We start from the raw sequence: 18,658 nt of genomic DNA on the forward strand, positions 1-18,658 counted from the left end.
CCCTCTAAGACCCACCCATGATTCGGTCAACACGCTAATTTCAAAAAAACGACATATTTTTCAAAAGTCGCGGATTTGCGCGGCTTTCTCGATGACGTGGAATCCGATCCTTCCGGGCCCCTATCATTCGGGGCAGGTTTCGGTCTCCCGTTCTGCCCCGAAAAACATGGCCGCCATAGCGAGTCGCGAGGTCAAAGCCCTGGGAAGAAATGCCAAGCCTTCGCGATGCTGAAGAGGCTTGTCGCGATGAGAACGAATGCCACGGCGAAGAGCAAGACACGTGCCGGCACACGCTTGGCGAGATACGCCCCGAAAGGTGCCGCCACCACGCCGCCGATGATCATCCCCAAGGTTGCGACGCCGAAGGCGCTGAACCCGAGCGTGGCGATGAACGAGATCGAGATCGTCAGCGCCAGAAGAAACTCGGCCGTGTTCACGGTGCCGATGACCTTGGCCGGATCGCCTCCCTGGATCAACAGGTTCGATGTGACGACCGGACCCCAGCCGCCGCCGCCCGCCGCGTCGAGGAAACCGCCTACTACGGCCAGCGGCCGGGTCGTGCGCGGATCCTCGAACCGGGGCTTCGACATGCGGATCGCCTTGACCAGCAAGTAGAAGCCGATCCCGGTCAGATAAAGCATGATATACGGCCGGGCGACGGAGGCATCGATGTTCGAGAGAAGATAGGCACCCAACACACCGCCCGCGACGCCGAAGGGAACGAGCCGTTTGAACAGGCCCCAATCGACGTTGCGATGGGCGATATGGCTCGCCCCCGATGCGCCGGTCGTGAAGATTTCCACGAGATGCGTGGTGGCCGATGCGGCCGCCGGCGCTACTCCCAGGACGCTGACGAGCATCGTTTGGGAAATCACGCCGAACGCCATGCCCAAGGCACCGTCGATGACTTGCGCGGCAAATCCGACGATGATGAAGGGCACGAGGTCGCCAAGGCTTATGCCGAGATCGAACATGAGGTTGTCCTCCCTGTTCCAGAAGTTGCGGGGATCAGAAGCTGTACCGGATGGTCATGCCCCAGGTGCGCGGGTCGCCGGGAAGCCCCGCGATCAGCCCGGTGTTGCCCGGACCGACGAAGAGCTGGTCGAAGTAGTTCTGGTCGAAAGCGTTGCGGACCCAGCCGTAGATGTCAAATCCGCTTTCCGCCCGGAAGCCGAGACGGAAGTTCGACAGGCTGTAGCCGTCGATCCAGGTATAGGCCGAAGGCGACGGGTTGGAGGAGAAGTTCGAGCGATAGCTGCCGTCATAGCCGAAGTAGACTTCGCCCTCCTTGCCGAGCAGGGTGACGGGGTTGTTGACTTCGGCGCCGAAGGAGAACGACCATTCGGACACGCCCGGCAGGCGCTGCCCCGAGATATTGCAGTTGGCGGGGCTGAGGGAGTTCGGCACGCCGGCCGCGCCCGGCGTCTGGCCGGCGCCCACGGTGGTGCCACCCGAAAGTTCGGGCGGGCATGGCGCATCGACGAAGCGGCGATAGGTCGCGTCGGTATAGGCACCGTTGGCATAGAGATTGAAGCGTTCGCTCGGCCGAACCGAGAAGTCCACTTCGACACCCTGCGAGCGGACGGCGCCGGCATTGGCCAGATAGCCACGCAGCACGCCGAACTGGCCGTTGTTCACATTGGCCTGGTAGTTCTTGATGTCGGTGCGGAAGATCGAGAGGTTGAGCGTGGCGCGGCGATCCCAGAACTGCGACTTCACGCCCAGTTCGTAGTGGTCGACGTCTTCCGGCTTCACCGTGGCGGCAGCCAGGATCGGGTTGTTCTGGGTGTCGGTCGGTACACCGTTCTGGTTGATCCCGCCCGACTTGAACGTCTTGGCGTAGGTTGCATAGACCAGCACGTCGGGCGTGATCTTGTAGCTGGCGTTGAAATCGTAGCTGAAATTCCAGTCGCTGAACTCCGGCGCGATTTCCTGCGGCGTGAATATTGCCAGTTGCGCCGTTTTCACCGGGTTCGTCGGACCGGTGGTCAGCACGGGATTACCGGCCCCATCGAACACGCGGCGTTGGTAATAGCCTTCCTTCTTGTCGTAGTTGAGGCGCACGCCGGGCTGGATGGTTAGTTCGGGGGTGATGTGCCAGCTCAGCTGGCCGAACAAGGCCGCGCTGGTGTTCTTCAGGTACTGGGTGTTGTAGGCGGTGAGGCCGTTCAGCGTTGCCGGGTTACAGGCCAGCTGCTGTGCGGCGGTAGGCCCGCAGCCCGAAGATCCCGGCGGCACCACGGTGTCGCTGCCCGGATTGATGTTCCAACGGCTGGCGGCGGAGCCTTGCGATTCCGTGCCCTGGGTATCGATCCGCTGGTAGAACCCGAAGGCACCGACCACGAAGTCGATCTTGTCGCTGCTGTAGTTATAGCGCAGCTCCTGCGTATACTGGTCCTGCTGCGAGGGGTTCTGCGAGAGCGAGACGATCGGCAGGCCGGTGAAGTCGCGGTCGTTCGACGGATCCCAGTCCCAGAAACGCCAGGCGGTGATCGAGGTCACTTCGCCCTCGCCCAGGTTCCACTTCACGCGCAGCGAGGCACCGCCGATCTTGTTCTTGGCCTGTAGGGGCGTATCGAGATCGGTACGGCGGTCGAAAGGATTGGTGCTGGGCGGCGCATAGCCCTGCGCGGCCGCGAGGGCGGCGAACTGACGGTTGAGCGCGCGCTGGGTCAGGCCGGTGCGGACATAGACCGAGCCACAGCAAACGGCGTCCTGCGCGCTGTAGTCACCCGCCAGCGTGATCGCCAGATCCTCGGTCGGCTGCCACAGCAACTGGCCACGCAGGCCGAGATTGTCCTGGCTCTGAATCCACTGGTTGGTGGTGACATTGCGGATCGTGCCGCGCCGGTCGGTGGTCGAGATTGCCAGGCGCGCGGCCAGCTTGTCGGTCAGCGGGCCGGAAATGGCGGCCTTGGCCTGCTTGAAGTTGTAGTTGCCGATCGAGACTTCGGCCTTGCCTTCGAAGTCGAAGGTGGGCTGGTTGGTGGTGATGTTGATCGCGCCGGCGGTGGTGTTCTTGCCGTAGAGCGTGCCCTGCGGGCCGCGCAGCACTTCGATCTGGGCGACATCGAGGAAGTCGAAGGTGGCAGAGGCGACGCGCGAATTGTAGACGTCGTCGACGTAGATGCCGACGCCCTGCTCGATGCCGTCGTTGGTAAGGCCGAACGGCACGCCCAGGCCGCGAATGTTGACGGCCGTGTTGCGTGGGTTTGAGGAATAGAACTGCAACGCGGGGGTGAGCTGCTGGAGCCTGCCGACGTTGAACGAACCGGTGGAATCGATGTGCTCGCCGCCCACCACCGAGATCGCCAGCGGCACTTCCTGGCTCGATTCCTGGCGACGGCGCGCGGTCACGAAGATTTCATTGCCGCGATCATGCGCGCCGGTGCCGACCGAGGTCGGCGAGTCCTGCTCGGCGGCGTCCGCGGTCGCGGCTGCGATGACCGGAGCGTCCGCGGGTGCCCGCTCATCGGCAAGTGCCGGAGCAGACGCCAGTGCCAGGGTCGTAATCGTGAACGTCAGGCACGCGAGCGGAAGCGGGGCCGGTAGCGGCCCGCGAATGATCTTTCTCATGAAATCCCCCTTGTTCGAATGTTATGCTGTTCGAAGATTGTGAAGGGGCGCACATCCGGTGGTCCGGTCTGCTTGCCTGTCGTCAGGTTCCGGTATGGGCCGCTTACGAAGCGAAGCGTCGCCGTTCGGTAATGTCGAGCTGAACCAGCTTGCCGTCATGGACGGTCAACTGGATGACGCCATAGCGCATGTGATCAAGCGCATCGGCCACGACCTGTAGCGGAGCGGGCTTGGTTTCGCTCCCGTCCTTGGCCGCATCCTTGCCGAAATCCTTGCCAAAATCTTTGGCTGTATCCCTGGAGAGATGGAGTGCCGATCGCGTTCCCGATCGCTGGTGGTCCGTTGACGGTTGAGACATGGCGAATCTTTCTCCGAGCGCGACTTTGCGCCGCCGCCCCCTGTTATTCTCAACCTAAAAAGTTGACAATAGTCCTAGCCGAAAGTTTCTGTTTTTCACGTCAAAGCAAAATCTTTTTACGCCCAAGCGATGCCTGACTTCACCATTCGATACTCTGGTCGATTTAGGATGAGCCAGCGTTTTCAGGCGCGAAATCGATCCGGAATTGCCAGTCTGTTCAATGTTTTATAAATGATCGACCACCGGCTGGCCACGAGTAGGCGGATCAGTTCTGGCTGTCGATCTGCGCGGGCACGGGATCGATGCGATCCGACAGGCGTACCCCGTCTAGCAGCTCCGCCGTGCGGTCACGCACTTCCAGCATGAGTGCGCGCGTGCGGCACTCGCCTTCCTCAAGGCAGTTCTTGCACTTCTCGTGCGCGAAGCGGCTGGCGCAGGGCACCAGAGCCAGCGATCCACGCATCAACCGGATCAGATCGCCATATGTGATGTCGATCGGCGAAACCGCCAGCCGATAGCCGCCGTCCTTCCCGCGTTGGGAATCCACGATACCGAAGCGGCTCAGCTCCGAGAGGATCGTGGTGAGGAACTTGGCGGGAATGTTCTGGGCTTCCGCGATCTGGGCAAGCTGGATCGGGCCCTGGCCGTAGTTATCGGCAAGGTGCTGCATGGCGCGAATGGCGTAGCGGGTCTTCTGCGAAAGCACGTTTCCGTCATGCGCCAGCACATGCGGAAATGGCAAGGCTGCTGAAGGGGCATTTCACAGTTTCTCAGCCGGATCGGTCGACAATCGGTGGCGAGGAAGCGCCGGCAGGTCTGCGAGCACTCTGCGGATTATGACGACTTGTGTCTTCAACCGCGAAATACCCGGCGAAAACTGGCCCTTCCCGCGTTTATCCGTATAGTGCCCGCATGAGCGACCAGCCTTCCGCCGTCAGGCCCCGCCCCGTTACTTTCCCCTGCTTCGCTCTCGCGCCGTGGTCGATCGTCGTGCCTTTCCTGGCGCTCGCGGCCATTGCCCTCGGCAAGCCCGGCTCGATCCCGATGGCGGTCCTGATCGCAGTCGTGCTCGGCGGCGCGATCATGGCGGCGGTCTACCATGCCGAAGTGATCGCGCACCGCGTGGGCGAACCGTTCGGAACCCTGATCCTGGCTTTCGCGGTGACGGTAATCGAAACCTCGCTGATCATCTCGATCATGCAGAGCGAAGGAGCTGGTGCTCAAGCCCTGGCGCGCGACACGGTGTTCGCGGCGGTGATGATCACCATCAACGGCATAGTCGGCGTCTGCCTGCTGCTGGGCGGCGGGCGACACCATGAACAAAGCTACACACAGTCCGGCGTCAACCACGGCCTTGCGATTCTGGCGACGCTTTCCGTCCTCACTCTCGTCCTGCCCAACTACACCACCAGCGAGGCGGGGCCGTTCTACAACGAAAACCAGCTCATCTTCGTCGCCATCGATTCGCTGGCACTCTACGCGACTTTCGTGGTGGCGCAGACCATTCGCCATCGCGACCACTTCCTCTATCCCGAAGAAATCGGCGGCGCGCACGAGACGGTTCCGCCTGCAAAGGCCGTCGCTGCAGGAGCCATGCTGGTCGTCGCGCTGGTGGCCGTGGTCTTGCTGGCCAAGGCGCTTTCGCCCTCGATCGAGGCGGGTGTTGCCGCCCTCGGCGCGCCGCCGGCCACGGTGGGCATCATCATCGCCGCACTGGTGCTGGCGCCCGAAAGCCTCGCCGCTCTGGGCGCCGCTCGCGCCAACCGGGTGCAGACCAGCCTCAACCTCGCGATCGGATCGGCTTTGGCAACGATCGGCCTGACGATCCCGGCCGTTGCCATCGCCTCGATGGCCATGGGACTGGAGCTCGAACTCGGCCTCTCGTTCAAGTCGATCGCGCTGCTCGGGCTAACGCTGCTGGTGGCAACGATGACGTTGAGCACGGGGCGGACCACGCTGGTGCAAGGCATGGTCCACCTGGTGATCTTCTCCGCCTATCTGTTCACGACCCTGGTGCCGTAACCACGGGCCGCTCTTTCGCCACGGTGGGCGCAAAAACGTTCGGCTAGCGCAAGAAGCAGACGTCATCCTGAACTTGGTTCAGGACCCATCTTGCCGATTACGCCACCGCTGATGGCCAGAAATGGATCCTGAAACGAGTTCAGGATGACGTCGTGCAGAGAGGAAACGTTTCGGGAAAAACCGGACAGGACGGACAGGGCGAACCTGCCCTGCCCCTCAGTTCCGATAGAGCGCGTCCATCCGCTCGCCATAGCGCTCTTTCAGCTTGTGGCGACGTATCTTGAGGCTGGGCGTCATTTCCTCGTTCTCGATGCCGAAGGGTTCGTCCGCGAAGGTGAACTGTCGCACCTTCTCGATCACCGAAAGATCGGCATTGACCCGGTCGATCGCCGCGCGAACCTCTGCACGGAAAGCGGGCAGGCCCTGCAAGGCCCTGAAATCGAACTTTTCGCCATTGGTCTTGGCCCACTCCAGCGCCCAGTCGGCATCGGGCACGATCAGGCCGACGATAAAGGGACGACGGTCTCCCACGACCATGGCCTGCGCGATCTCGGGCTGAAGCGTCAGCATGGACTCGATCTTCTGGGGCGAGACGTTGTCGCCCTTGTCGTTGACGATCATGTCCTTCTTGCGATCGGTGATCATGATACGCCCGCGCGCGTCGATGTGGCCGACGTCTCCAGTGTGCAGCCAGCCGTCCTTCAACACGGCATCGGTGGCAGCGGCGTTCTGCCAGTAGCCTTGCATCACCAGTTCGCCGCGCACGAGGATCTCGCCGTCCTCGGCGATCCGCACTTCGACGTTGCGCAGCGGCGGACCCACGGTATCGTGCTTGATGCCGGCAGCCGGACGGTTGCAGCTGATGACCGGCCCGGCCTCGGTCTGGCCGTAGCCCTGGAGAAGGGTGAGCCCCATGGCATCGAAGAAGGCGCCGATCTCGGGATTGAGGGGCGCGCCGCCGGACACCAGCGCCTTGATCCGTCCGCCGAACTTGGCGCGGACCTTGGGGCGCAGCGTCCGTTCGATCACCATGTCGAGCGGATAGTCCAGCAGGCGACGACGCCCGGCCTGCTCGCGTCCGGCGATGCCGAGCGCCATCTCCATCAGGCGGGCAGGAACCGCGCCCTGCTTCTCGATCTGCTTCATGATGCGCGTGCGCAGCACCTCGAACAGGCGCGGAACGACCACCATGATGGTGGGGCGCACTTCCTCGATATTGGACGCGAGCTTGTCCAGACCTTCCGAATAGTAGATCTGCCCGCCCATCGCGATCGGCAGGTACTGGCCGCCGGTATGTTCGTAGGCATGGCTGAGCGGCAGGAACGAGAGGAATATCTCGCCCTCGTCGCAGTCGAAATCGTCGAAGATGATCTGCGCGCAGCCGGCGACGTTGGTCAGGATCATGCCGTGATGCTGCCGCACACCGCGCGGCGCGCCGCCGGTGCCGCTGGTATAGATGATGCAGGCCAGATCCCTGCGGCGGAAATCCGAGACCCGTCCGTCCACCTCGGAGCGCGCCTGGGCGGCATCGCCTTCGAGCAGGGTCGCCCAGTCGTGAACCTCATAGGCGCCGCCCTGCATCGGCGGCAGGGCCTCCATGCCGATCACATGGCGACACAAGTCGGTCTGGACGACGGCAGGGAGCAGCGCCTTGCCGAGCTTCGCCGTGGAGACGATCGCCGCACGCGCGCCCGAGTTCTCCAGGATATGGATGTGATCGCGCGTCGTATTGGTGGTGTAGGCCGGCACGGTGACGCAGCCCGCCGCCATGATCGCCAGGTCCGCCAGGCACCACTCGGGCCGGTTCTCGGCCACGATCATGACCCGGTCGCCCGCCTGCAACCCCATGCGCCGCAGCGAGGCAGCGATCAGGCAGACCTGACGCGCGGCCTGTGCCCAACTCGTGGAATGCCACGTTCCGTCCTGCTTGGACCAGAGCATGGGCGATTCGCCCAGCCGGTCTGCCCGTTTGAGGAACAGCGACACCAGGTTGGTGCACTTGTCGAAGTCACCAAGATCCATGCCGACCCTCATCCTCTTCAGCCATGCGGATTTGTCCGTTCCGATCAACGTCTAGGCGCGTACTACGGTTGCGACAAGCCGAGCCGCATCCGTAGTTGCCCTCATAGCCGAGAGTTTTGACGCTATTCGGTCCCCACTGCATCCGCGATGGATGCGAAGCCGTCTCGCTTCATCAGCGTTTCCAGGCCCTTGCAGATGGCTTTGGCAATGCCCGGCCCTTCATAGACCATCGCGCTGTAGACCTGCACCAGGCTGGCGCCAGCGCGAATCCGCGCCCAGGCATCCTCGGCGGTGGCGATGCCGCCGACGCCGACCAGCGGAACCGCACCGCCCGTTGCGCTACGAAAGTCCCGCAGGCGCTGTTGGGCCAGATCGCGCAAGGGCGCGCCCGATAGCCCCCCGGTCTCGCCGCGATGGACGGATCGCAGCGCCGGACGGGAAATCGTGGTGTTGGACACGATCAGCGCGCCGAGGCGCTTCTCTATCGCGATGCGGGCGATCGCGTCGATATCGGCGGGCTCCAGATCCGGCGCAACCTTGAGGAAGATCGGCGGGCCTGCTTCGCCGCAGACTTCGGCGCGGGCTTCGAGCACTGCATCGAGCAGGCCGGTCAGCGCCGATTCGTCCTGGAGCGCACGCAGGCCCGGCGTGTTCGGGCTGGAGATGTTCACCGCGAGATAAGTGGCGAGCGGCGCCATGAGGCGGGCCATCGTCGCATAGTCGGCGATGCGATCGACCGCGTCCTTGTTGGCGCCGATATTGATGCCGACCACGCCCGGGCGATCCTTGCGCGCCGTCAGACCTTGCAGCGCGATCTGCGCGCCGCGGTTGTTGAAGCCCATGCGGTTGATCACCGCGCGGTCTTCCACCAGCCGGAACAGGCGCGGTTTCGGATTGCCGGACTGCGGCAGCGGCGTGATCGAGCCCACTTCGGCAAACCCGAATCCCTGGCCCAGCAAGGCGTCGGGCACTTCCCCGTCCTTGTCGAATCCGGCCGCCATGCCCACGGGGTTGGGGAAAGCGATCCCCGCCACTTGCGTGGAAAGCGATGCGGAAAACGCCGGCGCGCGGGTTTTCCCGGCGATTTTCAGCGCTTTGAGGGCAAGTCCGTGCGCCGATTCGGCATCGAGACGGAACAGGGCGGGTCTGATCAGAGAATAAAGCACGGCTCGCGCATAACCGCCTCCCGCCTGTTGCTCAAATGCTTCTTATCATGCGCGGCCTTCGCAAAACCGCTGCCAAAGCGTCACCACAGCACCACCCATGTCGCAATTATACAATAAATCGCAATGAGCGCGGCATACAGGGGAATCGCGACCCGAAGGGCTCGTAGCGGGATGCGCACGAGTTCTTTATTACCTTAAAGGCGGTTCCCGATCCTGATCGGGGACCGCCCTTTTTTATCCGGATGGGCCATATCGGCACGGATTCTCTCCAGAAACGAAGAATTTGCAACAGCCCGATCGGTTTTGTCGCATAAATGCTGTGCGAAACTCCATTGAAACCGGAGGGGTCCTGCACTAGGTGGCACAAATCGGAAAGATTTGATCCACTTTACCGCAAGAGACCGAAAGCCGCAGATATGCGCCTGTCCAGCATGGCCGATTACGCCGTCGTCATCATGTCCGCCGCGACTCGGCATTCGGGAACCTGCGCGCATCATCCCGAGGATTCGCGGATGAGCCGGATTTCGGCGGCGCAGCTGGCGGAAGAAACCGGGCTTCCGGCACCCACGGTGCAGAAGCTGGTGAGCAAGCTGACCGCTGCGGGATTGCTGCAATCGACCCGCGGCGTCGGCGGCGGGCTGAAACTGGCCCGCGCCCCCGAAACGATTTCGATTGCGGATATCGTCGAGGCAGTCGAAGGGCCGATCGCGCTCACGGCCTGCCTCGAACAGGGCAAGCACGAATGTACGCTGGAAGGCGGATGCAGCGTGCGCCCGCACTGGCCGCAGGTAAACGCGGCCCTGCGCGGCGCATTGGCGCAAGTGGTCCTGACCCAGCTCGTCGAGGAAGTATGAATGACTGAGGAAACCTCCCCCGAGGGCACCATCGAGGTGCGCGAAGTCCATGGGGACGACCTGCGCCAGGCAGAGGGGCGTGACATCGAAGTGCGCGATCAGGCCGCGCGTGAAGCTGCGGCCCGCGTGGCCGACTACGAGCACGGCTGGGTTGCCGATATCGAGCAGGAATACGGCCCCAAGGGCCTGTCCGAGGATACCGTCCGCTTCATCTCGGCCAAGAAGGACGAGCCCGAGTGGATGCTCGAATGGCGCCTGAAGGCCTATGCCCGCTGGCTTGAGATGACTCCGCCCGACTGGGCCAAGCTGAACGTGCCGCCGATCGACTACCAGGACGCTTACTATTGGGCCGCGCCCAAGAAAAAGCCTTCGCTGTCCAGCCTGGACGAAGTCGATCCCGAAATCCTCAAGGTCTATGAGAAGCTGGGCATTCCGCTGGAGGAGCAGAAAGTGCTCGCCGGCGTGGAAGGCGCGCGCAAGGTGGCCGTAGACGCGGTGTTCGATTCGGTTTCCGTCGCCACCACCTTCCGCAAGGAGCTGGAGCAGGCGGGCGTGATCTTCCGCTCGATCTCCGAGGCGATCCGCGAATATCCCGAGCTGGTGAAGAAGTGGCTCGGCAAGGTCGTGCCGGTGCAGGACAACTACTTCGCGGCGCTGAACTGCGCGGTCTTCTCGGACGGCACCTTCGTCTACATCCCCGAGGGCGTGCGCTGCCCGATGGAGCTGAGCACCTATTTCCGCATCAACGCGGAGAACACCGGCCAGTTCGAACGCACCCTGATCATCGCCGAGAAGGGCAGCTACGTCTCGTACCTCGAAGGCTGCACCGCGCCGATGCGCGATGAAAACCAGCTTCACGCCGCCGTGGTGGAACTGGTCGCGCTGGAAGATGCCGAGATCAAGTATTCCACCGTCCAGAACTGGTACCCCGGCAATGCCGAGGGCAAGGGCGGCATCTACAATTTCGTGACCAAGCGCGGCCTCTGCCAGGGCGCCCGCTCCAAGATCTCGTGGACCCAGGTGGAAACCGGCTCCGCCATAACCTGGAAGTACCCCTCCTGCGTCCTCAACGGCGAGGATTCGGTGGGCGAGTTCTATTCGGTGGCGGTCACCAACAATTACCAGCAGGCCGATACTGGCACCAAGATGATCCATAACGGCAAGGGCAGCCGCTCGACGATCATTTCCAAGGGCATCTCGGCCGGCAAGAGCAACAACACCTATCGCGGCCTTGTCCGCGTCGCCGCCAATGCCGAGGGCGTGCGCAACTTCACCCAGTGCGATTCGCTGCTGCTGGGCAAGGAATGCGGCGCCCACACCGTGCCCTATATCGAAGTGCGCAACCCCAGCGCCCAGATCGAGCACGAGGCGACCACCAGCAAGATCAGCGACGACCAGCTGTTCTATGCCATGCAGCGCGGGCTCGACACCGAGCAGGCGGTGGCGCTGATCGTCAACGGTTTCGCCAAGGAAGTGCTCCAGCAGCTGCCGATGGAGTTCGCCGTCGAAGCGCAGAAGCTGCTGGGCATCTCGCTGGAAGGCAGCGTGGGGTAGTGCTCGCGATTTCCCCCTATCCCCGTCACCCTGAACTTGTTTCAGGGTCCATCGGGCAGCCCAAACCGCAGGCGCGCTTGACCAGCCGCCCGGTCGGTTTGCTCCGGCAAGGGACGGCGCGATGGGAAAAATGGACCCTGAAACACGTTCAGGGTGACGAAGAACAAAAGACACGAAGGACCAATTCATGACCGCCGCCCGCAAGACCCTCGGCATCAGCAAGGACGCCGCGCCGAAGGCCGACGCCAAGGCCAGCTTCAACGTTACCGGCGCGCGCCTCGAAACGCTCAAGGAGCGGGCCAAGGAAATGCGCCGCAACCCCAGCGAGGCGCAAACGGCGCTCTGGGCGGAACTGTCCGGCTCGAAGCTGGGCGGCGTGAAGTTCACCCGCCAAAGCGTGGTGGGTTCGACCATCGTGGATTTCGCCTGCCCTTCACGTTGGATCGTGGTCCAGCTCAGCCAGGAAGATTCCAACCCGGACGTCAACGAGCTGCAGGACCGCAAGCTCATCGAAGTGGGCATTCGCGTGCTGCGCTTCTCCGAGGATGAAGTGCTGGGCCGCATCGATGGCGTCGTGCGCGAGATCACCACCGAACTCAACGTGCCGTTCGACAAGCGCTCCGCGCGCCGCAAGGCCGGGACCACTGCCGCCCCTCGTTTTGATGAGGGAGCCGAAGGATGACCATGCTCAAGATCGATAACCTCCAGGCCAATGTTGCCGACAAGCCGATTCTCAAGGGCCTCTCGCTGACGATCAATCCCGGCGAGATTCACGCGATCATGGGGCCGAACGGCGCGGGCAAGTCGACGCTGGGCTACACGCTCGGCGGCCGTCCGGGCTACGAAGTGACCGGCGGCTCGGTCGATTTCCTGGGCCAGGACTTGCTCGAACTCGAACCCCATGAGCGCGCCGCCGCCGGATTGTTCCTGGGCTTCCAGTACCCGGTCGAGATTCCCGGCGTGTCCTTCGTCCAGTTCCTGCGCGAGGCAGCCAATGCCCAGCGCAAGGGCCGGGGCGAGGACGTGCTGTCGGGCGGCGAATTCCTGAAGCTGGCGCGCGAAAAGGCGGGCCTGCTGCGCATGGACATGGACATGCTGAAGCGCCCGGTGAACGTCGGTTTCTCCGGCGGTGAGAAGAAGCGCGCCGAAATGGTGCAGATGGGCATCCTCGATCCCAAGCTGGCGATTCTGGACGAAACCGACTCCGGCCTCGACATCGACGCGCTGCGTATCTGCGGCGAGGGCATCAACGCGATCATGCGCGCGCCCGACAAGGCCGTGCTGCTGATCACCCACTACCAGCGCCTGCTCGACTACGTGAAGCCGGACTTCGTCCACGTTCTGGCCGGGGGCCGCATCGTCAAGACCGGCGGCGCGGACCTCGCGCTGCGGCTTGAGGAAGAAGGCTACGAGGCCGTCGTACAAGAGACGGCCGCATGAGCGAAGTCGCTGCTCTCCCCACGCGGAAGCACGAAGACTTCCGCTATTCGGACATCGGCGCGCTGGCCGGCGTCTGGCCGATCGCGCGTGAAGAGATCGTGGTGGCCGAAGGCGGCGACGAATCGCTTCAGATCGTCGAGGACGGCGCCGAAGCCGTGGCGCGCCATCTGGTGATCTCGCTGGGCAAGGGCGCGAAGTTCGATCTTCGCGTACTCTCGGCGGGGCCGGTCTATGGGCGTATCGCCATCGACGTGCGGCTGGCCGAAGGCGCGGACTTCACCCTGGGCGCAGCGCAGCTTGCCACCGGCAGCGAGACGCTGGAAGTGGTCACCGAAGTCACCCACGCGGGGCTGGGCGCCACGTCCCACCAGATCGTGCGTACCGCGCTGGCGGGCCATTCCGTCGGCACCTACCTCGGCCGCATCGCGGTGGAGCGCGGCGCCGATGGGACCGATGCCGAACAGTCGGTCCGTGCCATGCTGCTGGACCGCACGGCCACCGCCAACGCGCGCCCGGAGTTGGAAATCTACGCCGACGACGTCAAGGCGGCCCACGGCTGTGCGGTCGGCGAACTGGACGCCAACGGCCTGTTCTACCTGATGAGCCGCGGCCTCACTCCGCCCGAGGCGAAGCGCCTGATGCTCCAGGCCTTCATCGCCGAAGCCTTCACCGGCGCGCCGGGCGAGGCCGAACTGAGCGAGGCCGCCATCGCCCGGCTGGAGCAGATCCTGTGAGCCGAACCGTGGAAACGGGTGACGTCCTGGCGGTGAAGGCTCAGTTCCCCGGCCTGTCGGGCAACTGGCACTACCTGGACACTGCCGCCACCGCGCAAAAGCCGCAGGCCGTCATCGACGCCACCGTAGATGCCCTGGGCCGCGACTATGCGACCGTGCATCGCGGCGTCTATGCCCGTTCCGCGGACATGACGCTGGCCTTCGAAGCCGCGCGCCGCAAGGTCGCCGCGTTTCTCGGCGGGCAGGAGGACGAGATCGTCTTCACGCGCGGCGCTACCGAGGCGATCAACCTCGTGGCGCAGACCTGGGGCGTGCAGAACCTCAAGGCCGGCGATCGCATCCTGCTTTCGACGCTGGAGCACCACTCCAACATCGTGCCGTGGCAGCTCTTGCGCGAGCGTACCGGCGTCGAGATCGATGTCTGCCCGCTGACGGCGGATGGCCGCATCGACCTCGAAGCGGCCGAACGCATCCTGACGCCTGCCCACAAGCTGGTGGCCTTCGCGCATGTCTCCAATGTGCTCGGCTCGGTGCTTCACGTGGAACATGCCGCGCGCCTTGCCCATGCGGTCGGCGCAAAGCTGCTGATCGACGGTTGCCAGGCCGCACCCCGCATCGCGCTCGACATGACGGCGATGCAGGCGGACTTCTACGTGTTCTCCGCGCATAAGCTCTACGGCCCGACCGGAATTGGGGCGCTCTGGGCGCGCAAGGAGATTCTGGATTCGATGCCCCCCTGGCAGGGCGGCGGCGCGATGATCGACCGCGTCACGTTCGAACGGACCACTTTCGCCCCTGCCCCGCAGCGCTTCGAGGCCGGTACGCCGATGATCGTCGAAGCCGTAGGCCTCGCCGCCGCGATCGACTGGCTCCAGGCCTACGGCCTCGACCGCGCCGAAGCGCACGAGCGCCACCTCGCCGGCAAGCTCCGCGAGGAACTGGGCAAGCGTAACGACGTCACCCTGTTCGGCCCGGCCGATTCGGTCGGCATCGTTTCTTTCGCAATGGATGGGGTGCATCCGCACGACCTCGGCACCATATTGGACGAAGAGGACGTTGCGATCCGCGCCGGCCACCACTGCGCGCAACCGCTGATGGATCACCTTGGCGTACCCGCCACGGCCCGAGCCAGCTTCGGCCTCTACAGCGACGACAGCGATATCGAGGCGCTCATGAAGGGTATCGAGCGCACCCGGAGAATTTTTGGATGAGTGAAGAGAAGCCTACATTCACCGTTGAGGAAGTCGATTCGGTAACGCCCGCGCCCCGCGCACGGGTGGAAGACGTGCCTGTGCCGGTAGAACGCAAGCGCGACTATCTGGACGGGTTCCTTGCCGAAAAGCCGCAGGACATCGGCCCCGGCCAGCCCGGCGGATCGATCTACGACGGCGTGATCGACGCGCTGAAGGAAATCTTCGACCCCGAGATCCCGGTGAACATCTACGACCTCGGCCTGATCTACGGCGTCGACGTCTCGCCCGAGGCTTCGGTCGCGGTGACGATGACGCTGACCACGCCGCATTGCCCGGTGGCGGAATCGATGCCCGGCGAAGTCGAAATGCGCGTGGCCGCCGTGCCTGGCGTGCGCGACGCCGAAGTCAATCTCGTCTGGGATCCGCCGTGGGACATGGCCAAGATGTCCGACGAGGCGAAGCTCGAACTGGGAATGCTCTGATGGCGACGCTTGCTCCTACCGTCACCGTGCGCTTGGCGGACTACGCCGACGCGGCCGATGCCGCGCGCGTGGTCGCCCTGCTCGACAGCTATGCGCGCGATCCGATGGGTGGGGGCAAACCGCTGTCCGAAGACGTGCGCGAACGGCTGGTGCCCGGCCTTGCCGCGCATTCTAGCGCGTTTTCGCTGCTGGCCTTCGCTGGTGACGAGGCTCTAGGGCTTGCGAATTGCATCACCGGATTCTCGACCTTTGCGGCCCGCCCGCTGGTGAACATCCACGACATGGCCGTGCTGCCCGAAGCGCGCGGCAAGGGCGTGGGCCGGGCGCTGATGCTGGCGGTGGAAGCCGAGGCCCGCACGCGCGGCGCCTGCAAGATCACTCTCGAAGTGCTGAGCGGCAATGACACGGCCAAGGGCCTCTACGCCGCGCTCGGCTACGGCGACTACGCGCTGGACCCGCAGGCGGGCACCGCGCTGTTCTGGGAAAAGAAGCTATGACCACCGCTACTGAAACGAAGCCCGCACGCCAGCGTCCTGCGGCGGTCATCCTCACCGCCAATGCCGAAGCGCGCATCGCCAAGCTGATGGGCGAAGCGCCCGAAGGCACTATCGGCGTGCGCCTCTCCACCCCGCGCCGGGGCTGCTCGGGGCTGGCCTATTCGGTAGATTACATAGCCGAGGAAAAGCCCTTCGACGAGAAGATCGAGACCCCCGGCGGCCTGTTCTACATCGACGGCGCCTCGGTGCTCTACCTGATCGGCAGCACGATGGACTGGGTGGAAGACGACTTCACCGCCGGATTCGTCTTCGCCAACCCCAATGCCAAGGGTTCGTGCGGCTGCGGCGAGAGCTTTACGGTTTAAAATACCTACTTGCGCAGCGCCGCGATGCAGGCCGCGCGATCGACATCCTGCCCGTCCGACACCCGTCGTGCATCGATGAAGGATGCGCGCGGCTCCTTCGAGGAGGCGGAGGGATAGAGGTAGATATCCAGCAGGCAAGCCTTGCCGATGAATTGCAGCTTGCGCGCATCGCCTTCCCAGACGTTGAGACGCGGCTCGCCGAACATCCGCACCAGCTGGCTCTCGTTCGATCCGATCACGCCTTCCGCGCCCGGAATCGCCTGAAAACTGGGATCGCGTGCGGTATGCGTGGGCTGGCGGACATTGGGAACCTGCGTACCCCGCCGGAGTGGAGTCGGCTTGCCGGCCACCCCGCCGCCGGATGTGCTGGCACACCCCGCCAGCAGCAGGGCAAGGCCCGCAGCGGCAAAAGCAGCGCGCAGGCGGGAGGGCTGAATCATCGGAATGGCGGCTGCCGCAGGACGGTCGTGAATCATGATCGCGCCTCGCATCGCCCGGCCTTCGCATGGTGTCAACTCTCGCCGCGCTTGCGAAGCGGCGGCCCGCGCGCTACGCGCGACACAACTTCCAGACAATCCAAGGACTCTCTTTCGCATGGCTGAACCCACCGTGCCGCCCGCCTTTGACGTGATTGCCATCGGCAATGCCATCATCGACGTGATCGCCAACTGCAACGACGCGCTGATCGAAGAACTCGGCCTTTCGCGCGGCGGCATGATGCTGATCGACGCGGAACAGGCCGAAAGCCTCTACGCCGCCATGGGCCCGGCCCGCGAGATTTCGGGCGGTTCGGCCGCCAATACCCTCGCCGGCCTGGCCGCGCTGGGCGCGAAGTGCGCCTTCATCGGCCAGGTTGCCGAAGACCAGCTGGGCGAAGTCTTCACCCATGACATCCGCGCCGGCGGCATCGCCTTCGACGTGCCCGCCCGCGCCGGCGTGCCCACCGCACGCTGCCTGATCTTCGTGACGCCGGACGGCCAGCGCACGATGAACACCTTCCTCGGCGCATCGCAGCACCTCCCCGCCGAAGCACTGGACGAAAGCGCCATCGCCAACGCCGCCGTGCTCTACCTCGAAGGCTACCTGTGGGATCCCGAGGAACCGCGCGCCGCGATGCGCAAGGCCATCGAAGCCGCCCGCGCCGCAGGCCGCAAGATCGCCTTCACCCCTTCGGAATGCTTCGTGATCGACCGTCACCGCGCCGACTTCCTCGACCTGATCGAGACCGGCAAGATCGACGTGCTGTTCTGCAACGAGCACGAAATGGCCGCCCTCGTCGGCCATGACGATTTCGAAAAGGGCGTTGCCCAGCTCGCGCCGCAGATTCCGGTCCTCGTGGTCACGCGCGGCGCCCAGGGCGCGGTCGCGATCTCGGGCGGACAGCGCGCCGAAGTCGGCGCCGAGCCGATCGATCGCGTCGTCGATACCACCGGCGCGGGCGATCTCTTCGCCGCCGGCTTTCTGTTCGGCCATGTGCGCGGCAAGAGCCTCGAAGAGAGCCTCCAGTACGGCGCGATTTGCGCCTGCGAGATCATCTCGCACTACGGTGCCCGCCCCGAGGCCGACCTCAAGGCACTGATCTCCGAACGCGTCGGCTGATCCGGCTCAGGCCTCAAGTCATGAAGGGCTCCGTTCGCAAGGACGGGGCCCTTTTTGCATGCCCGTCGTCCCGGACTTGATCCGGGACCGCTGGCCGAGCCGCGCCTTGCTCGCGGGTGAAGCGCATCATGAATCGCCAGCGGTCCCGGATCAGGTCCGGGACGACGTTGACGGCGGCGGCCATGCAGGACAGTCTGTCCGGCATGGCCCAGAACGAACCGATCCTCATCGATTTCGAAGCGAGCTGCCTGCCCGAATACGGGCTTTCCTTTCCCATCGAAGTGGCCGCCGCACGGATCGACGGGCAGAGCCGCGCCTGGCTGATCCGGCCGCTGCCGGTCTGGAAGACCTGGGACTGGTCGGAAGAGGCCGAAGCCCTCCACGGCATATCCATCGCGACCCTCGAATCGGAAGGCCTGCCGCCCGAGCAGGTCCTGTCCGAACTCACCGCCTTCGTCGGCTTGCGCGAGCCTTACTCGGATGCCGATCTCGACCAGTACTGGCTGGAAACCCTGTGCCAGGGGATAGGCGCAGGACTGCCCTTCGCGATCCGCTTCCTCGGCGAATGGATGGCCGCGCAGAGCTGCACACGCCCGGAAGTGGACGCCGCACTGGAAGAAGCGCGCGTCCGCCTGCCCCAGGCGCATCTGGCCCGGGCGGACGCCAAGCGCCTGGCCCTGGTGGTACGCCTGCTGATGGAAAACGAACCGGCGTGAATTTGCGCGAAGCCCTGACGGTGCGCGCCGTGATCTGCTCCCCCCCTACGCTCGCAATGACGAGAAAAGGGGGCTAACCG

At 64.3% G+C, this 18,658-nt stretch carries 19 protein-coding genes; 12 read left to right on the forward strand and 7 right to left on the reverse strand.

Features of this window, described 5'->3' with window-relative positions:
• Window positions 1-191: 191 nt before the first annotated feature.
• The 4 genes from RT424_RS02890 to RT424_RS02905 form a co-directional block, all read right to left on the reverse strand.
• The gene (locus RT424_RS02890; RefSeq protein ID WP_313434406.1) at window positions 192-974 is read right to left on the reverse strand and encodes a sulfite exporter TauE/SafE family protein; all 783 of its coding nucleotides are present in this window, start codon (window positions 972-974) and stop codon (window positions 192-194) included.
• Window positions 975-1,008: 34 nt separating this feature from the next.
• On the reverse strand, window positions 1,009-3,576 hold the full coding sequence (locus RT424_RS02895; protein WP_313434408.1) for a TonB-dependent receptor: 2,568 nt from the start codon (window positions 3,574-3,576) through the stop codon (window positions 1,009-1,011).
• 103 nt (window positions 3,577-3,679) lie between these two features.
• Window positions 3,680-3,934 (reverse strand): YezD family protein, encoded by a 255-nt coding sequence (locus tag RT424_RS02900; protein WP_313434410.1) that lies wholly within the window; start codon window positions 3,932-3,934, stop codon window positions 3,680-3,682.
• A 265-nt stretch (window positions 3,935-4,199) separates the two neighbouring features.
• Window positions 4,200-4,640: an Rrf2 family transcriptional regulator gene (locus RT424_RS02905; protein ID WP_313434589.1), complete on the reverse strand. Its 441-nt coding sequence runs from the start codon at window positions 4,638-4,640 to the stop codon at window positions 4,200-4,202.
• Window positions 4,641-4,846: 206 nt separating this feature from the next.
• Here RT424_RS02905 and RT424_RS02910 point away from each other — a divergent pair, with 206 nt between their 5' ends.
• Window positions 4,847-5,956 carry an ionic transporter y4hA gene (locus RT424_RS02910; RefSeq protein WP_313434412.1) on the forward strand — a complete coding sequence of 370 codons (1,110 nt, stop codon included), beginning with the start codon at window positions 4,847-4,849 and terminating at the stop codon, window positions 5,954-5,956.
• A 216-nt stretch (window positions 5,957-6,172) separates the two neighbouring features.
• On the opposite strand, the gene RT424_RS02915 is transcribed toward RT424_RS02910, so the two are convergent.
• Window positions 6,173-7,978, reverse strand: a complete 1,806-nt coding sequence (locus tag RT424_RS02915; RefSeq protein ID WP_313434414.1) for an AMP-dependent synthetase/ligase — start codon at window positions 7,976-7,978, stop codon at window positions 6,173-6,175.
• 122 nt (window positions 7,979-8,100) lie between these two features.
• Window positions 8,101-9,144: a quinone-dependent dihydroorotate dehydrogenase gene (locus RT424_RS02920; protein WP_313434416.1), complete on the reverse strand. Its 1,044-nt coding sequence runs from the start codon at window positions 9,142-9,144 to the stop codon at window positions 8,101-8,103.
• Between the two features lie 416 nt (window positions 9,145-9,560).
• Between RT424_RS02920 and RT424_RS02925 the strand changes: the two genes are divergently transcribed.
• The 9 genes from RT424_RS02925 (at window position 9,561) to RT424_RS02965 (ending at window position 16,263) form a co-directional block, all read left to right on the forward strand.
• Window positions 9,561-9,998, forward strand: coding sequence for an SUF system Fe-S cluster assembly regulator (locus RT424_RS02925; protein WP_086490762.1), 438 nt, complete (start codon window positions 9,561-9,563; stop codon window positions 9,996-9,998).
• Complete coding sequence (gene sufB, locus RT424_RS02930) at window positions 9,999-11,552, forward strand: Fe-S cluster assembly protein SufB (protein ID WP_313434420.1); 1,554 nt, start codon at window positions 9,999-10,001, stop codon at window positions 11,550-11,552.
• 187 nt (window positions 11,553-11,739) lie between these two features.
• Window positions 11,740-12,234, forward strand: coding sequence for a DUF559 domain-containing protein (locus RT424_RS02935; protein WP_313434421.1), 495 nt, complete (start codon window positions 11,740-11,742; stop codon window positions 12,232-12,234).
• Between the two features lie 2 nt (window positions 12,235-12,236).
• On the forward strand, window positions 12,237-12,992 hold the full coding sequence (gene sufC, locus RT424_RS02940; protein ID WP_313434590.1) for a Fe-S cluster assembly ATPase SufC: 756 nt from the start codon (window positions 12,237-12,239) through the stop codon (window positions 12,990-12,992).
• The gene (locus RT424_RS02945) at window positions 12,989-13,726 is read left to right on the forward strand and encodes a SufD family Fe-S cluster assembly protein (protein ID WP_313434423.1); all 738 of its coding nucleotides are present in this window, start codon (window positions 12,989-12,991) and stop codon (window positions 13,724-13,726) included. Before sufC ends, RT424_RS02945 begins: the two co-directional genes overlap by 4 nt.
• Window positions 13,723-14,937 carry a cysteine desulfurase gene (locus RT424_RS02950; RefSeq protein WP_313434425.1) on the forward strand — a complete coding sequence of 405 codons (1,215 nt, stop codon included), beginning with the start codon at window positions 13,723-13,725 and terminating at the stop codon, window positions 14,935-14,937. Before RT424_RS02945 ends, RT424_RS02950 begins: the two co-directional genes overlap by 4 nt.
• The gene (locus tag RT424_RS02955; RefSeq protein ID WP_313434426.1) at window positions 14,934-15,401 is read left to right on the forward strand and encodes an SUF system Fe-S cluster assembly protein; all 468 of its coding nucleotides are present in this window, start codon (window positions 14,934-14,936) and stop codon (window positions 15,399-15,401) included. The genes RT424_RS02950 and RT424_RS02955 overlap by 4 nt, the downstream gene beginning before the upstream one ends.
• Window positions 15,401-15,898 (forward strand): GNAT family N-acetyltransferase, encoded by a 498-nt coding sequence (locus RT424_RS02960; protein WP_313434427.1) that lies wholly within the window; start codon window positions 15,401-15,403, stop codon window positions 15,896-15,898. Before RT424_RS02955 ends, RT424_RS02960 begins: the two co-directional genes overlap by 1 nt.
• Window positions 15,895-16,263 carry an iron-sulfur cluster assembly accessory protein gene (locus RT424_RS02965; protein ID WP_313434428.1) on the forward strand — a complete coding sequence of 123 codons (369 nt, stop codon included), beginning with the start codon at window positions 15,895-15,897 and terminating at the stop codon, window positions 16,261-16,263. Before RT424_RS02960 ends, RT424_RS02965 begins: the two co-directional genes overlap by 4 nt.
• A 5-nt stretch (window positions 16,264-16,268) precedes the next feature.
• Here RT424_RS02965 and RT424_RS02970 read toward each other — a convergent pair whose 3' ends face one another.
• Entirely contained in the window at window positions 16,269-16,739 is a 471-nt protein-coding gene (locus tag RT424_RS02970; protein WP_313434430.1) for a hypothetical protein, read from the reverse strand.
• Window positions 16,740-16,857: 118 nt separating this feature from the next.
• On the opposite strand from RT424_RS02970, the gene RT424_RS02975 reads away from it, so the two are divergent.
• Both RT424_RS02975 and RT424_RS02980 read left to right on the forward strand, forming a co-directional pair.
• The gene (locus RT424_RS02975) at window positions 16,858-17,862 is read left to right on the forward strand and encodes an adenosine kinase (protein ID WP_313434431.1); all 1,005 of its coding nucleotides are present in this window, start codon (window positions 16,858-16,860) and stop codon (window positions 17,860-17,862) included.
• Window positions 17,863-17,990: 128 nt separating this feature from the next.
• Entirely contained in the window at window positions 17,991-18,578 is a 588-nt protein-coding gene (locus RT424_RS02980) for a hypothetical protein (protein ID WP_313434433.1), read from the forward strand.
• Window positions 18,579-18,658: the final 80 nt, after the last annotated feature.

Source organism: Novosphingobium sp., assembly GCF_032093395.1.
In the GTDB taxonomy this organism is placed as follows: domain Bacteria; phylum Pseudomonadota; class Alphaproteobacteria; order Sphingomonadales; family Sphingomonadaceae; genus Novosphingobium.

Coding starts and splice junctions, on each gene's coding strand:
- RT424_RS02890 (WP_313434406.1), bottom strand. CDS start 974: ATGTTCGATCTCGGCATAAGCCTTGGCGACCTCGTGCCCTTCATCATC.
- RT424_RS02895 (WP_313434408.1), bottom strand. CDS start 3,576: ATGAGAAAGATCATTCGCGGGCCGCTACCGGCCCCGCTTCCGCTCGCG.
- RT424_RS02900 (WP_313434410.1), bottom strand. CDS start 3,934: ATGTCTCAACCGTCAACGGACCACCAGCGATCGGGAACGCGATCGGCA.
- RT424_RS02910 (WP_313434412.1), top strand. CDS start 4,847: ATGAGCGACCAGCCTTCCGCCGTCAGGCCCCGCCCCGTTACTTTCCCC.
- RT424_RS02915 (WP_313434414.1), bottom strand. CDS start 7,978: ATGGATCTTGGTGACTTCGACAAGTGCACCAACCTGGTGTCGCTGTTC.
- RT424_RS02925 (WP_086490762.1), top strand. CDS start 9,561: ATGCGCCTGTCCAGCATGGCCGATTACGCCGTCGTCATCATGTCCGCC.
- sufB (WP_313434420.1), top strand. CDS start 9,999: ATGACTGAGGAAACCTCCCCCGAGGGCACCATCGAGGTGCGCGAAGTC.
- RT424_RS02935 (WP_313434421.1), top strand. CDS start 11,740: ATGACCGCCGCCCGCAAGACCCTCGGCATCAGCAAGGACGCCGCGCCG.
- sufC (WP_313434590.1), top strand. CDS start 12,237: ATGCTCAAGATCGATAACCTCCAGGCCAATGTTGCCGACAAGCCGATT.
- RT424_RS02945 (WP_313434423.1), top strand. CDS start 12,989: ATGAGCGAAGTCGCTGCTCTCCCCACGCGGAAGCACGAAGACTTCCGC.
- RT424_RS02955 (WP_313434426.1), top strand. CDS start 14,934: ATGAGTGAAGAGAAGCCTACATTCACCGTTGAGGAAGTCGATTCGGTA.
- RT424_RS02960 (WP_313434427.1), top strand. CDS start 15,401: ATGGCGACGCTTGCTCCTACCGTCACCGTGCGCTTGGCGGACTACGCC.
- RT424_RS02965 (WP_313434428.1), top strand. CDS start 15,895: ATGACCACCGCTACTGAAACGAAGCCCGCACGCCAGCGTCCTGCGGCG.
- RT424_RS02970 (WP_313434430.1), bottom strand. CDS start 16,739: ATGATTCACGACCGTCCTGCGGCAGCCGCCATTCCGATGATTCAGCCC.
- RT424_RS02975 (WP_313434431.1), top strand. CDS start 16,858: ATGGCTGAACCCACCGTGCCGCCCGCCTTTGACGTGATTGCCATCGGC.
- RT424_RS02980 (WP_313434433.1), top strand. CDS start 17,991: ATGAATCGCCAGCGGTCCCGGATCAGGTCCGGGACGACGTTGACGGCG.